We start from the raw sequence: 13785 nt of genomic DNA, 5'->3' as shown, positions 1-13785 counted from the left end.
TACAGATCGAGTCCATTGGAGCCTTATGAAACATCTTTGCCGTCGCCTGATACCCGCTGTGATCGCGACCACGATGATCGCCCCGAGTGTTGTTCACGCCGCCGATGAAGTGTTGCCGTTCTACTTTGCGCCCATGGGGTCCTATGTGTTCGCCGATGACGGCCGCGGAACCAAGGACGGCATCGGTGGCACCGTGGCGGTCGGCGCACATCTGGGCCGCAATTTCGATCTCGAACTGTTGGGCAGCTACATCAAGTTCGGCGCCAAGGATCAGCAGAGCAGCATGAGCCAGGGCGCCGGCGGCATCGGCGCCAATATCTATCTGTTTCGTACCGATGCCGGCAGCGGCCTGTTCATCCACGGCGACGTGCTCGGCAGCGGCAAGACCTACTACCACTACGGTCTTGGCTATGACCTGATGGTCGGCAAGTACTTCGGCATCCGCGCCGAAGGCCTGATCCGCAATCAGCAGTTCGAGCATCACGAGCCGCAAGTCAACATCGGCCTGCGTATTCCGTTCGGCAGCAATCCGCCGAAGCCGGCCATGCCGGCACCACCACTGCCGCCACCACCGGTTGAAGTGGTTGCGGTCGAGGCACCGGCTCCGCCACCGCCGCCGCCGCCATGCACGCCGCCTGCGGCAGGCCAGGCGATCTCGCTGGATGGTTGCAAGAAGGGCGACAACATCGTCCTCCGCGGCGTCAACTTCGAGTTCGATAAAGCCGTGCTGACACCCAACGCCACGGTTCTTCTCGATCAGGTTTCGGAAGCACTGACGCGGCGTCCGGACATCAAGGTCGAGATCGGCGGTCATACCGACGCCAAGGGTTCGGTGAAGTACAACAAGAAGCTGTCCGATGCGCGTGCAGCGTCGGTCCGTACCTACCTGATGCAGAAGGGCATCAGCGCCGATCGCATGACCTCGGTCGGCTACGGCAAGATCGTGGCGATCGCCAGCAACGATACCGACGAAGGCCGTGCGTTGAATCGCCGTGTCGAGCTGACGGTGACCGATTCCAACCCCGAAGCTGGCGCCGTCGAATCGCTGCAGCCGGGTGCGCCGCCGGAGATCACGCCGGGAGCCGAATCGGCGCCTGCCGATACCGCCCTCGCAGCAGTGATCGCGCCTTCCGCAGCACCGGTGGCCGCGGCATCGGCCACGGCTGCGGTATCGATCATCGACTACGAGTACAGCCCGAAAACGGTCACCGTGCTTGCTGGCGGCACGGTCACCTGGACCAACAATGATCGCGTCACCCACACGGTCACCTTCTCCGGTGAGGACATCAAGATCAAGCAGGGCGAGTCGTTCACCAAGTCTTATCCGGCTGCCGGCACTTTCGAATACAAGTGTGGCATCCACCCGACGATGTTCGGCACGGTTGTAGTGGTTGCTCCCTGAGTTCGGATATCGGAATGGGGTGGTGGATACCCGACCGGTATCCAGCAGTTGCAGCGTTCGGACGCTGCCGCCCGCAAGGGCGGCAGCTAGCTGATTGGCATTGATGACTGCGTGGATCCCTCAGGACATGAAGGTCAATAAATTGGAAGCATCGCAGCCACCCGCTTCGCCGAAGCCTCAGCGAAGCAGCAGCTACAGCGACAAGTCGCCGTCAAGCAAGATGGCGCATCGCGGTCTGCGGGTGATGCTTGTCGATGACGATGCCTCGCGGTTGCTGATGCTCGAACAGGCCCTGGTCGCGGAAGGGCATGTGATCGTCGTGCGGCTCGATACCCAGGCCGATCTGCTGGCCGGCGTCACCGTGCACCAGCCCGACGTGATCTTCATCGATGTCGATGCCCCGAGCCGTGACACGCTGGAATCACTGGGTCAGATTCATCGCGAACGACCCCGGCCGATCGTTTTGTTCGCAGCACGCAGCGATGCCGAAACTGCACACCGTGCCGTGCATGCCGGCGTCAGCGCCTATGTCGTCGACGGCCTGCATCCGACCCGGCTCAGCGCGCTGCTCGATGTTGCGATCGCCCGTTTCGAAGTGCACCAGGCCTTGAGCCAGGAACTGACCGTCGCCAACGCCCGGCTCGCCGATCAGCGTGATATCGAACGCGCCAAGGGATTGCTGATGAAGCGGCGCAAGCTCGACGAAGGCGAGGCATACGCAATGCTTCGCAAGATGGCCATGGACCGCAAGCAGCGGATCGGTGATTACGCGAGGCTGCTGCTTGCCGCCTCCGACGTGCTTTGAAAGGCCGCGGGCGCCTTATGCACAGCAAACTCGAAAAGACATCTCTCAGGTTGGGGCTGTTGCCGCTGGCCGATGCCGCACCGCTGGTGATCGCCAAGTCTCACGGCTTCTTCGCTCGCCACGGACTCGATGTGGAGTTGAGTGTCGAACGCGCCTGGGCTGCCTTGCGTGACAAGGTGGCTGCCGGCGTGCTCGATGGTGGCCAGATGCTGGCGCCGATGCCGATCGCGGCAACGCTCGGTCTGGATGGTGTGGCGGTGCCGATGGTCACGGCGATGAACCTGAGCCTGAATGGCAACGCGATCATCGTGTCGCGCTCACTGCATGAACGGATCGCGGAACTGGTCGAGGGGCCGGTCGATGCCGGCAACTCGGCGATAGCATTGGCCAAGCTGATTGCGGCCGATCGTGCCCAGGGCAATCGTCGTCTGGTGTTCGCGCATGTGTTTCCGTTCTCGGCGCATCACTATGAACTGCGCATGTGGCTGGTCAGCGCCAACATCGATCCCGACAACGATGTGCAGCTCTGTGTGGTGCCGCCGTCGCAGATGGTTCAGGAACTGGATGCCGGGCGGGTCGACGGTTATTGCGTCGGCGAGCCCTGGAATGAAGTGGCACGTCAGCGTGGTATCGGCATGACGGTGGCCACCAAGCACGAGATCTGGAACAACAGCCCCGAAAAAGTGCTTGGCGTGACCCGTGATTGGGCATACGCCCATCCGAACACCCATCGCGCGATGGTGGCGGCCCTGATCGAGACCGCACGCTGGCTCGATCAACCGGAGAACCGCATCGTTGCCGCTGAACAGATGATTGCCGATGGCGTGATCGATGCACCGGCATCGGCCCTGAAAGCGGCACTGGAAATGCGCACCGGCGGCATCGTGTTCCATCGTGGCGCAGCGACCTTTCCGTGGCGCTCTCATGCGGTGTGGTTCATGTTGCAGATGCTGCGCTGGCGGCAATGCTGGATGGCGCCGAACTTCAGCGATGTCGCTGCCGAGGTCTATCGCTGCGAGCTTTATCGCGAAGTGGCCGCCAGCATTGGCGAGCCTTGTCCACGCGGTGACTACAAGACGGAAGGTGATGGCCGAGATGGTTCAGTCATGCCCTCCGCCGATGGTCGATCGATCCGTCTTGGTGCAGATGGAATGCTCGATGGTTCGGTATTCGATCCCGTCGATCCCATTGGCTGGCTGACTCGCCAGACCTTGGGCTTGCCGGCAGTCGGCCAGGCTTCCTTGCTGCTGGCGAATGTCGCTCCCTAGATTGTTTCTGATCGATTACGGCGGCTCTCTGAACCGTTCGTCAGAAGAAATGGAGTAGTGGCACAGAATTTACTGCTTTACTAAGTTTCCAATGTTTTGTGGCATACGGATTGCTTGGTTACTCACGTCATCAGTAAAGATGGCATCGAACATCAGGAATCAGCCAATGCTGACTGGTTCCCAGGACACCGAAGTCCACGCACAGGCAATGCAGCCTGTCCGTGGACTTTTTTTTGGCTTCGATTCGCCAGGGTTGTCTTTATAGCTACATCGATTGTCACATCCAAAATATCAAAGGAGTCAGCATGAACGGTTACAGCAGGGGATGCGGGAAAAAAGCGGCGATTGCCTTCGCGTGCGCAACGCTTGGTTTCGCCATCTCCGGTGCAGCGCAGGCCGGAATCTATGATGCCGGCAAGGTGCTCGCCACCAGCGGCGTCAATATCACTGACGGCGCGGCCGGCGGCGGTATCACGCCATGGGCAGTCATTGCCGGTTACGAAACCAACCAGGGCATCAACGGCAGCATCCACTACACCTATGCGAACCTGCCGAACTACAGTCTGAATTCGCTCGGTGTCGCGGTCGGTTTCTACGATCGTCTGGAACTCTCCTACGCCTATGATCTGTTGCCGACCGGCAGCACGTTCAACACCGTTGGCTTGCTGACCAACACGCTGGCTGGCGTCGCGATCCAGGATAGCGGCATCGATCCGTTCAACACGGCGATCCGGATGGATATCTTCGGCGCGAAGCTGCGCGTGCTTGGTGAATCGATTTATGACTCGGACACGCTGATTCCGCAGGTCGCCATCGGTGGCTTCTACAAGATCAACCACAACGGCGCGCTGATGGATACTCTCCTTGCCAACAAGCGCAAGGATTTCGAAGCCTATGTCGCGATCACCAAGATCTTCTTCCCGCTCGATCTTCTGTTCAACGTCACTGTGCGTTACACGGCGGCGAACCAGACCGGTCTGACCGGTTTCGGTGGCCCGAACAAGAACAGCCGCGAATTCCGTCCTGAAGTGTCGTTCGCCTACCTGCTCGCCAAGAATGTGGCGATCGGTGCCGAGTACGCAGCGCACGGCAAGAACACTGACGGTCGCGGCGTTGCCGTAGGCGGCGGCATCGATACCTCCGTGCTTGGCTCGATCACCGGTGCTCTGAACAACATCGGCGTCGGCGGCCCGGTCGGCAATCTGGCGAACAACCTCAACAGCACGCTGACCCAGCGCGAAAGCGATTGGTACGACGTGTTCTTCGCCTACTTCCCGAACAAGAACCTGTCATTCGTCGCTGCATACGCCAACCTCGGAAACATCACTCTGACCCCTAAGCAGACCGGTGCGTATTTCTCGGTGCAGGCGAGCTTCTAAGTCGCCAATCCGAATCCAATCGCCCAATCTAAGTGCTGTTCATTCAAGGAGAAGTCATCATGAAGTCGTTCTACAAATTGGTACTCGCGACGGCTTTCAGCCTGTCGTCATTGTCGGCCTTCGCCGCTGGTTCGGAAACGCCGGAAGGTAAGGTCCAGTCCACCTTTCCGCCGATCTCGTCGGACGCGTACGAGAAGTTCGGTGGCAAGTATGGAATGGATCGCTGGGTTGAGGGCCTGTTCAAGTACATCATGCTGGACAACCGCATCAACTACATCTTCACCGCTCACGGCAAGATTGATCGTCAGATCAAGCTTAATCAGCAGCTTGTTGCCGTGATGCTGGGCGCGCCAGGAGTGGAGTATCAGGGCGCCAGCATGAGTGCGGCTCATGCCGAAATGGGCATCACCCTGACCCAGTTCAACGCGGTCGTCGAAGATGCCTATCTGGCTTGCGAAGACCTTCGTACCCCGTATCACACCTGCAACCAGCTGATTGCTGCTCTAGCACCGTTCAAGCGTTCCATCGTTACCCGCTGAAATAGTCGCTGAAGGCTCTGGCCAGCCCCTAGGCATCGTTGAAACCCGTTTGCCCGGACTCTGCGCTGGTCGGCAGCGTCCGGGCCTTTTGCAATCGGATTTCGGTCGAGAACGGTCGGCAAGCGTCGAATGGAATCAAACGATCCACGTATCCGTGGACACCACTAAAAATAAAGAACCAGAGATCATGACCAACAGAAACAGAGACATCCAATTTCCCGTTCCGGACCTCGTCACTGGTCTGGAACCCGTATCTCGCCGTTCGCTGCTGCGGACTGTCGGCGGCCTCTTCGCGGGCTTGATGCTGCCGTCGCTCGGCAGAGCCACCGATCTGTGGACGACCTTCCAGACGCCGACTGCCTTCCTGACCGAAGTCTTCGGCAGCACGCCGCCTGCGCCCAAGGTGCTGATGCTCGATGCTGCGGCGCAGGGCAAGCTCAGTGCCGCTTTCGGTCGCGCCTATCCGCAGGCGCAGCTTCGCTACTGGAAAGCCGATGGCCGCAGCGCCTGGATCCTCGATGACATCGGCAAGGTCGGCTATCAGCTGACCACCTCCGGTTTCGTCGTCAAGGACGGCAGCATCGATTCCGCCCGGGTGCTGATCTATCGCGAATCGCGCGGCGAGCAGATTGCCGAAGCCTCGTGGCTGAAGAAGATCACCGGCGCCAAGCTGGCCGGTGCCAAGCTCGACAAGACCGTCGACAACATTTCCGGCGCCACCCTGTCGGTCAAGATGATGGAACGCATGGCAGCAACGGCCCTGGTGCTCGACAGCATGGCAGCGGCCTGAGGCCATGGCCGCCGAATCCACCAGCAAGTCGCGCCCGGCGCATCTGGCCCGGCGTCTCGTGCGCCGTCTGCGCAGAGTCGCCGCGCCGACTTCCGCGAAGGGCGTTGTGGCGCGGCCGAAACCGAAACGCAGCCTGACTGCGGTGCTGCGCCAGTGGCATCAGCGCATCGGCCTGACGGCGGCTTTCTTCGTGCTCTGGCTCGGCGTCAGCGGCACCTTGTTGACTCGCAGCAACGAGCTTGGCTTCGATACCGCAAGGCTGCGCTGGGATTGGCTGACGGCGATGTACGGCCTCCGGGCTGAAGCACCGCGCATGGGCTTCGAGGCTGCGGGTCACTGGATGGCGGCGACCAAGGAAAACACGCTGCTCGATGCCAAGGAGGTATCGCCGAGGCTGCCGGCGCCGGTCGGATTCGTATCGCTCGCCGGGCCTGCCGGCACGCAGCTCTATATCGGCACGCCGGAAAGTCTGGTGATCACCACGATGGCTGGTGAACGGATCGATGAACTGCGTCCGCCGGTGCTGCCGATCGCGGCGGTGCGCCGCATCGGCGTCACCGCTGCCGGCGCGATCGCCGTACAGGATTACGATGCCTATGAAAGCAGCGACGGCGGCAATACCTGGGTGCCGGTGCTGCCGCAGTCGGTGACCTGGTCGGAGCCTAAGCCCTTGCCGGCCGAGCAGCGCAGCAATATCGAACAGTTCGCCCGGCCATCGATCCTCGTCGAACAGGTGCTGATCGATCTCCACAGCGGCCGCCTGTTCGGCGTCGTCGGAGCCTGGATCATCACCATCATCGGGGTGCTGGCGCTGATGCTGTCGATCAGCGGCGTCTGGACCTGGTGGCGCATTCGCCAGAGCCGACGCAAGGCGGCCAACGGTGGCTGACATCATGGTCAGACCGCAGCTGCGGCACGCACGGGACACGCAGCCCGGTGCGAATGCGGTCAGCCATTTCCTGGCCCGGCAGACCACCTATCGCCAGCGCTATCTGGCGATGGGCACGACCATCACGGTGACCGTGGTGTCGAACCGTCGCTCGCGCCGCGAAGTCGACCGGGTGATGACCGAAGTGCAGCGGGACATGATCGCTTTCGGCCGCGATGCCTGGGCCTGGGGGCCCGGTGCCCTGTCGGCGTTCAACCAGAAATTGCTCGCCGGCCGCACTGCGACCGTGCCGCCGGTGCTGAAGGATCTGTTCGCCAAGGCCTGGGCGATCCGCGAAGCCTGTCGCGGCCAGTTCGAGCCGCGTGTCGCCGCCCTGGTCCGCCTCTGGGGCTTTGACGATCCAGCGCGGCTGCGCAGCGCGCCGCCCGAGGCAGACGACATCGAAACACTGATCGAGGCGCTGCACGCGGCCCCCGAATACGACGGCGGCGCCAGCTACGGCCCGGCGCCGAACGTGGCCTGGGATTTCGGGGCTATCGGCAAGGGCTTCATCGTCGATCAGATGCTCGACCTGCTGGCTCGCGCCGGCTTTCCGGATGCCACCATCGATGCTGGCGGCCATGTCGGCGCGCGCGGCTACCGGGATGGCCGTCCGTGGCGAGTCGGCATCCGCGATCCTTTCGATGGCGGCGAACAGGAGTACGTGCTGGCCAGCGTGCAGCCGGGCGAACGCTCGGTGGTCACCCACGGCGACGAGCAGCGTGCTTTCGAACATCAGGGTCGCCGCTACTCACATCTGCTCGATCCGCTGAGCGGCTGGCCGGCGGAAGGTCTGCGCTCGTTGACCGTGGTGCATGCCGATGGCGCGATGGCCGATGCCGCCGGTGCCGCACTGTTCGTGGCCGGCCCGCAGCACTGGCCGGCGCTGGCCCATCAGTTGGGTCTGGATCGGGTGCTGGCGCTGACCAGCGATGGCGACGCACAGGTGACGCCGATGCTCGCCGCAGAGCTGTCCTGGAAGCGGGAAATGAACATTCGCGTCGTTGGCTGAAGCCGGCGACGCTGCTTGGGCCTACTGAAGCAGCGGCGTCGCGACCGAAGTGGCGCGGCTGCTGGCCTGATCGTGCAATTGCAGGCGATAGCTGGCCAGCACGGTGCCTTCGATATCCACGGCATCGCCAGTCTGGCCCCAGCGCTGCATCTGGCGCAGGAACCAGCGTGCATCGTCATGGTGCGGCAGCAGCATCTCGCCCGCACCAAAGATGAACTGCGGGCTGAGCAGATCATCGTGATCGTCACGCAGCGCGGCACGCAGGCATTCGTCCGGCGCACCGACAAGCTTGGCGTCGATCAGCATCTGCGCCGCCGCCGCGCGATTGCCCGGCTGTTCCAGCCAGCGTCCGGCTTCGATCAGCGCCGCGACCAGCGCCAGATGTGCGTCCGGCTGGTGCTTCGCCCAGTCGCCAGTGACGCCAAGCACTTTCTCGGCGCAGCCGGGGCGGATGGTATGCGTGGCGAGCAGGCGCTGGCCAATGCCTTCGACCTCGGCCGCATAGCCCCAGGGCGCACCGACGCAATAACCGTCGATGCGGCCGTCGCGCAGCGCTTTCAGCACCAGCGGCGGCGGCACCACCACCAGCTTCACGTCGCGGTCCGGATCGATGCCGGCATCGGCCAGCCAGTCGCGCAGCAGGTAGTGGTGGGTCGAGAACGGGAACACGTGGGCGAAGCTGCGCAGTGGCCGGCCGGCGGCACGATCCTCGTCGATCACCCGCTTCAGTGCCGCACCGGTGGCGATCGGTTCCGGGGCAGGGGAATCGAGCCGGCGATGCAGCGCGTTCGACACGGTGATCGCGTTGCCGTTGCGGCTCAGGGTCAGCGCGGTTTCCAACGGCACGCCGAGGCGGTCGACGCCGAGCTGCGCGGCCAGCGGCATCGGCGCCAGCAGCTGGGCGGCATCGAGCATGCCGGCGGCGAGCTTGTCGCGCAGGCCGGCCCAGGACGCTTCGACGCTCAGGCTCACATCCAGCCCCTGGCCAGCGAAATAGCCGCATTCGCGAGCCACGAACAGCGGCGCCGCATCGGCCAGCGGCAGCAGGCCGAGCTTCAGCGGGATCGGGCCGCTCACAGCAGATCCGCGGCGGCGATCAGCGAGCGGGCGATGTCGCCGAGCCGCAGATTGCGATCCATCGCCATGCGCCGCAATGCTTCGTAGGCGGCGTTCTCGTCGATTCCCTTGCGCTTCATCAGCAGTCCCTTGGCTTTTTCGACATCGCGGCGGTCGGCGAGCTTGAGCTTGGTCGAGCTCAGCTCCTCGCGCAGCGTCTGGTATTCCTGGAAGCGGGCGATCGCCACTTCGATCACCGGCGCCAGCCGCGCGGCGCTGAGGCCATCGACGACATACGCCGAGACACCGGCCTTCATCGCCCGGCGGATGGTTTCGGCATCGGAATGCTGGGCGAACAGAACGATAGGCCGTGGCCGGTCGCGGCTGATCTGGCCGAGTGATTCGAGAGTGTCGCGGCTGGGGCTGTCGACATCGATCAGCACGATGTCCGGCTGCAGCAGGTCGACGGCGGCAACCAGATCGCCATCCGGCGCGAGGCGGCCCACCACCTGATGTCCAGCCGCGCGCATGGCCTCGTCCAGCAGGGCGAGACGCCCGCCATCATCATCGACCAGGACCACTCGCACGTCAGAAAACCCGCATGACCGTAAGTGAAAATGCTGTGAGCAAAATCCGCGCCGTGAGCGATGCGGGCGCGGATTCTGGACGTTTTCGCTGAGGTTTGCTGGCTGCTGCCTGTCTACTCCGCCAGTTCCAGATCGGCGATCAAGCCGGCCAGGAAACGGGTCGCTTCGCCGCCGGTGACACAGCGGTGATCGAAGCTGACCGACAGCGGCAGGATCTTCGCGATCACGATCTGGCCGTTGACCGGCACCACCGCATCGCGCAGCGAACCAGCGGCGACGATGGCGACGGTAGGCGGCAGGATCGCCGGGGTGGCGTACTTGCCGCCGAACTGGCCGAAGTTCGACAGGGTGATCGTGTAGCCGCGCAGTTCCTCGGCCGGCACGTTCCGGGCTCGCACCGCCTCCTTCATCTTCTGCAGGCCCCGGCGCAACGAGTCCGGCGTGCGGCTGGCAACGTCCTGCAGGACGGCGACGAACAGCCCGTCCGCGGTGTCGACAGCAATGCCGCAATGAATCTTCTCCAGCACCCGGCGGCCGATCTCGCCCTGGTCGTACCAGGCGTTGAGCGCCGGCTGAGCCTTGACGCCAGCGACGATTGCGCGGATCAGGCGCACGGTAAGGTCTTGCGGCGTGGTCCAGGCGTGGAGGACGGCGTCCTCGGTGACGGTGGTCGGCATCACTTCGTCGCGCGCCTGACTCATCGCGCGCGACATCGCCTTGCGCGGGCCTTTCAGCTTCTCGATCGGCCCGATCTCGGTGAGGATCTTGTGCACGCGTTGTACGTCGACGGCGGTGATCATGCCGTCCGGGCCGCTCGGCGTGACGATCGTGAGATCGACGTTCAAGCGATGGGCGAGGGCTCGCACCGCCGGGATCACCTTCAGGCCGCCGCCGCCGCTGCCGACCGTGGTCACTTGCTCGGCAACCACGTCATTGCTGCTGCGCATCGCACCGACCACGGTGCCGGTATCGGTGATTGCACCGCTGCGGGCGCCGCCGGTGTCCTGGGCTGGGGCAATGCCATCCTTGGCCGGGCGTTCGGACTCGATGCGAGCCGTGCTCGCAAAGCTTGAGTCCTCTCCTTCGAACTCCACCAGCGGCTTGCCGACATCCATCGTGTCGCCCACCGCGCCGTACAGCTTCTTGATCACGCCGGTCTGCGGGCTCGGCACCTCAACCACCGCCTTGGCGGTTTCGACCGCGACCAGCGGCTGATCGACCGTAACCGCATCGCCAACCTTGACGTGCCACTCGCGGATATCCGCTTCCTGCAGGCCTTCGCCGAGGTCGGGCAGTTTGAAGATGCTCATGCTTGAACTCCTTTGTGACGCCCGGAGAACTTCATTTGGGCGCCATCTCGAACAGCTTGCGCACTTCGCGCAGGATGCGATCGGTATCGGGGATGTAGCTGCGTTCCAGCTGCGCCAGCGGCATCACGGTGTCGTAACCGGCGACGCGCATCACCGGTGCGAACAGGCTCAGCAAGCCATGCTCGGCCAGATTCGCCGCCACTTCCGAAGCCCAGCCGCCAGCACGTGGCGATTCCGAAACGATCACGCAGCGGCCGGTCTTGGCCACGCTGGCGAGGATGGTGGCCATGTCCAGCGGCTTCAGCGTGGCGATGTCGATCACTTCGGCGCTGATGCCTTCCTCGGCCAGCTGATCGGCGACCAGCCGGGTGTCGTGCATCATCGCGCCCCAGCTGACCAGGGTCAGATCGGCTCCGGAGCGGTCGATGAAGCAGCTGTCCAGCGGCAGCGCTTCGCCATCGTCCTCCACCGGCTGCTTGAACAGCCGGTAGAGCCGGGTCGGTTCGAGAAAGATCACCGGGTCCGGATCGCGGATCGCCGCCAGCAGAAGGCCGTAAGCGCGCGCTGGGCTCGACGGGCAGACAACCCGCAAGCCGGGCATCTGCGCGAAGGTGGTTTCCAGCGATTCCGAATGATGCTCCGGCGCGTGGATGCCGCCGCTGTTCGGCGCTCGGATCACCAGCGGGCAGGACATCCGGCCGCGGGTGCGATTGCGGTAGCGCGCCGCGTGGTTCACCACCTGGTCGACGCAGGGATAGAGAAAGCCGGAGAACTGGATTTCCGCCACCGCCTTGATGCCCTGCGTGCTCAGGCCGATCGCCATCGCCGCGACCAGGGTCTCCGCCAGCGGCGTGTCGATGACCCGGCCTTCGCCGAACTCGTCGAGCAGACCCAGCGTGGCGCGGAACACGCCGCCGTTGCGGCCGATGTCCTCGCCGAGCACGACGACATTCGGGTCCCGCCGCATCTCGCTGGCCATCGCGAGGTTCACGGCCTCAATCAAAGTGATGTTAGGCACGGGCAACACCCCGCTTTTTTGAACAGTCCGCGCCATGGATGGCGCGGTGTTTGAACAGGACGTTCGAGCTCATTAGTGGGCTCCCTGCACGGGGCCGCGAGCAGCCACCTCATCCCGCTGCCACTCCAGTGCCTTCGGCAAGCTGGCGTACAGGTGATCGAACATCGATTCCGGCGCCGCCGGTTTCAGCTTCAGGAATTCCTGCGCCGCCGCTTCCGCCGCCGCAGTGCCCTCGGCAACCAGGGCATCTTCATCCGCCTGATTCCAGAAGCCCTGGGCTTCGATGTAGGCCTTGAAGCGCTTCACCGGGCAGCGTTCCCAGGCCGCGGTCACTTCGGCTTCGGGGCGATAGCGGCGGGCGTCGTCGGCCGTGGTGTGGTCGTGCAGGCGATAGGTCAGCGCTTCGACCAGGCTGGGGCCTTCGCCATTGCGGGCCCGTTCGATCGCGGCGGACAACACCGCGCGCGTGGCGATCACATCGTTGCCGTCGACCTGTTCGCCGTTGATGCCGCCGGCCAGGCCTTTCTGGGCGAAAGTCTGGGCGCCGGTCTGGCGGTGGCTGGGCATCGAGATCGCCCAGCCGTTGTTGCTGATCAGGAACACGATCGGCAGATTCCAGATTTTCGCCGAGCTGACCGCTTCGTAGAAATCGCCCTTCGACGTTGCGCCGTCGCCGCAGGAGGCGAGCACCACGCGCTTTTCGCCTCTGAGCTTCATCGCATAGGCGACACCGATCGCGTGCGGCACCTGGGTGGCGATCGGTACCGACAGCGGAAAATCGTGATGGGCCGGCGTGCCGGCCGGATAGTCCATGCCGCGTTCGTCGCCACCCCAGTACTGCAGGATGGCGCGCAGCGGCACGCCGCGCGCGAACTGTGCGGCGTATTCGCGATAGCCGGGAATGAAGATGTCGTCGTCGGCCAAGCTGTGACCGATGGCGACACCGATCGCTTCCTGGCCGAGCACGGCGGCATAGGTGCCGAGCTGGCCGGTGCGCTGCAGCGCCACCGCTTTCTTGTCGAACAGCCGGGTGCGCAGCATCAGCGCGTACATCGCCCGCGCCTGCTCGCGATCCTTGGTGAAAGCGGGTGGATCGGCGATCAGGCTGCCATCGGGGTTCAGGTATTGGGTCCGGAAAATCTCGTAGCTGGCGATCCGAGTTGTCGCCTTGCTGTCATGGTTCAAGAGCTTCACCGCGTTGGGGGGCGAGCGCAGCCCCGACCGCGGACCGCGACTCAACGATGGCCGACGTTAGCACGCGAATAGGGCCTGTTATCAATTGCTTTGATCGCTGCGTTGCAGGTCCCAAATAGTCTCACTGGGCCGCCGGGCGAGGCGCGCAGCGCAGGCCATAGCCTACCTGTGGTCAAGGTTCGCAACGAAGTCCCGGCGGCCCAAGAACATTACTTGGGGCCGCAACCCTTCGGGGCGGGATCGTTTTTGCCCATTGCTGCCTTAATCGTCGCGTCAAATGGGGCGGCCATTGCCCGCTCCTCTCCTTGAACAGGGTCTTTCTTGCACCAGCAGCTGCGATTGCCAGCGCTGATCCTGCGGATGCTGGCGTATGCCGCCGACGGCGATTTCGAAATTGCCGCCCGGCCCAGGCCAGCGCGGGGCACAGCAAGACCCAGAACAACGCGAGGGGCCGGAGGCTTTTTCCGGGCGCGAGCATGGTCTTCTCGCCATCGGGA

13 protein-coding genes are annotated in these 13785 nt (G+C 63.8%); 8 read left to right on the top strand and 5 right to left on the bottom strand.

What is annotated here, in order from left to right; all coding sequences use genetic code 11:
- Window positions 1-73 precede the first annotated feature (73 nt).
- The 8 genes from Q0D45_RS01285 (at window position 74) to Q0D45_RS01250 (ending at window position 8123) form a co-directional block, all read left to right on the top strand.
- Complete coding sequence (locus Q0D45_RS01285; RefSeq protein ID WP_293387490.1) at window positions 74-1402, top strand: OmpA family protein; 1329 nt, start codon at window positions 74-76, stop codon at window positions 1400-1402.
- 127 nt (window positions 1403-1529) lie between these two features.
- Window positions 1530-2207: an ANTAR domain-containing protein gene (locus Q0D45_RS01280; protein WP_293387488.1), complete on the top strand. Its 678-nt coding sequence runs from the start codon at window positions 1530-1532 to the stop codon at window positions 2205-2207.
- A 17-nt stretch (window positions 2208-2224) separates the two neighbouring features.
- Complete coding sequence (locus tag Q0D45_RS01275) at window positions 2225-3475, top strand: CmpA/NrtA family ABC transporter substrate-binding protein (RefSeq protein WP_293387486.1); 1251 nt, start codon at window positions 2225-2227, stop codon at window positions 3473-3475.
- 305 nt (window positions 3476-3780) lie between these two features.
- The gene (locus Q0D45_RS01270) at window positions 3781-4854 is read left to right on the top strand and encodes a DUF3034 family protein (RefSeq protein ID WP_293387484.1); all 1074 of its coding nucleotides are present in this window, start codon (window positions 3781-3783) and stop codon (window positions 4852-4854) included.
- Between the two features lie 59 nt (window positions 4855-4913).
- A complete protein-coding gene (locus Q0D45_RS01265) occupies window positions 4914-5393 on the top strand; it encodes a group 1 truncated hemoglobin (protein ID WP_293387482.1) in 480 nt (159 codons plus the stop codon).
- 301 nt (window positions 5394-5694) lie between these two features.
- A complete protein-coding gene (locus Q0D45_RS01260; protein WP_293387480.1) occupies window positions 5695-6183 on the top strand; it encodes an FMN-binding protein in 489 nt (162 codons plus the stop codon).
- 4 nt (window positions 6184-6187) lie between these two features.
- Window positions 6188-7072 carry a PepSY-associated TM helix domain-containing protein gene (locus Q0D45_RS01255; RefSeq protein WP_293387478.1) on the top strand — a complete coding sequence of 295 codons (885 nt, stop codon included), beginning with the start codon at window positions 6188-6190 and terminating at the stop codon, window positions 7070-7072.
- 4 nt (window positions 7073-7076) lie between these two features.
- Window positions 7077-8123 carry an FAD:protein FMN transferase gene (locus Q0D45_RS01250; protein WP_293387476.1) on the top strand — a complete coding sequence of 349 codons (1047 nt, stop codon included), beginning with the start codon at window positions 7077-7079 and terminating at the stop codon, window positions 8121-8123.
- A 21-nt stretch (window positions 8124-8144) separates the two neighbouring features.
- Here Q0D45_RS01250 and Q0D45_RS01245 read toward each other — a convergent pair whose 3' ends face one another.
- The 5 genes from Q0D45_RS01245 to pdhA form a co-directional block, all read right to left on the bottom strand.
- Complete coding sequence (locus Q0D45_RS01245; RefSeq protein WP_293387474.1) at window positions 8145-9200, bottom strand: CmpA/NrtA family ABC transporter substrate-binding protein; 1056 nt, start codon at window positions 9198-9200, stop codon at window positions 8145-8147.
- Window positions 9197-9766 carry an ANTAR domain-containing protein gene (locus Q0D45_RS01240; RefSeq protein ID WP_293387472.1) on the bottom strand — a complete coding sequence of 190 codons (570 nt, stop codon included), beginning with the start codon at window positions 9764-9766 and terminating at the stop codon, window positions 9197-9199. The genes Q0D45_RS01245 and Q0D45_RS01240 overlap by 4 nt, the downstream gene beginning before the upstream one ends.
- Window positions 9767-9879: 113 nt before the next feature.
- Window positions 9880-11076, bottom strand: a complete 1197-nt coding sequence (locus Q0D45_RS01235; RefSeq protein ID WP_293387470.1) for a dihydrolipoamide acetyltransferase family protein — start codon at window positions 11074-11076, stop codon at window positions 9880-9882.
- A gap of 31 nt (window positions 11077-11107) precedes the next feature.
- Entirely contained in the window at window positions 11108-12094 is a 987-nt protein-coding gene (locus tag Q0D45_RS01230; protein WP_366946300.1) for an alpha-ketoacid dehydrogenase subunit beta, read from the bottom strand.
- A 72-nt stretch (window positions 12095-12166) separates the two neighbouring features.
- Window positions 12167-13288, bottom strand: a complete 1122-nt coding sequence (pdhA, locus tag Q0D45_RS01225) for a pyruvate dehydrogenase (acetyl-transferring) E1 component subunit alpha (RefSeq protein WP_293387466.1) — start codon at window positions 13286-13288, stop codon at window positions 12167-12169.
- Window positions 13289-13785: the final 497 nt, after the last annotated feature.

This window comes from Nevskia sp. (assembly GCF_023266035.1).
Taxonomy (GTDB): domain Bacteria; phylum Pseudomonadota; class Gammaproteobacteria; order Nevskiales; family Nevskiaceae; genus Nevskia.
Note: the sequence above shows the minus strand (reverse complement) of the source record. Positions and strands in the feature narration are given on the sequence as shown.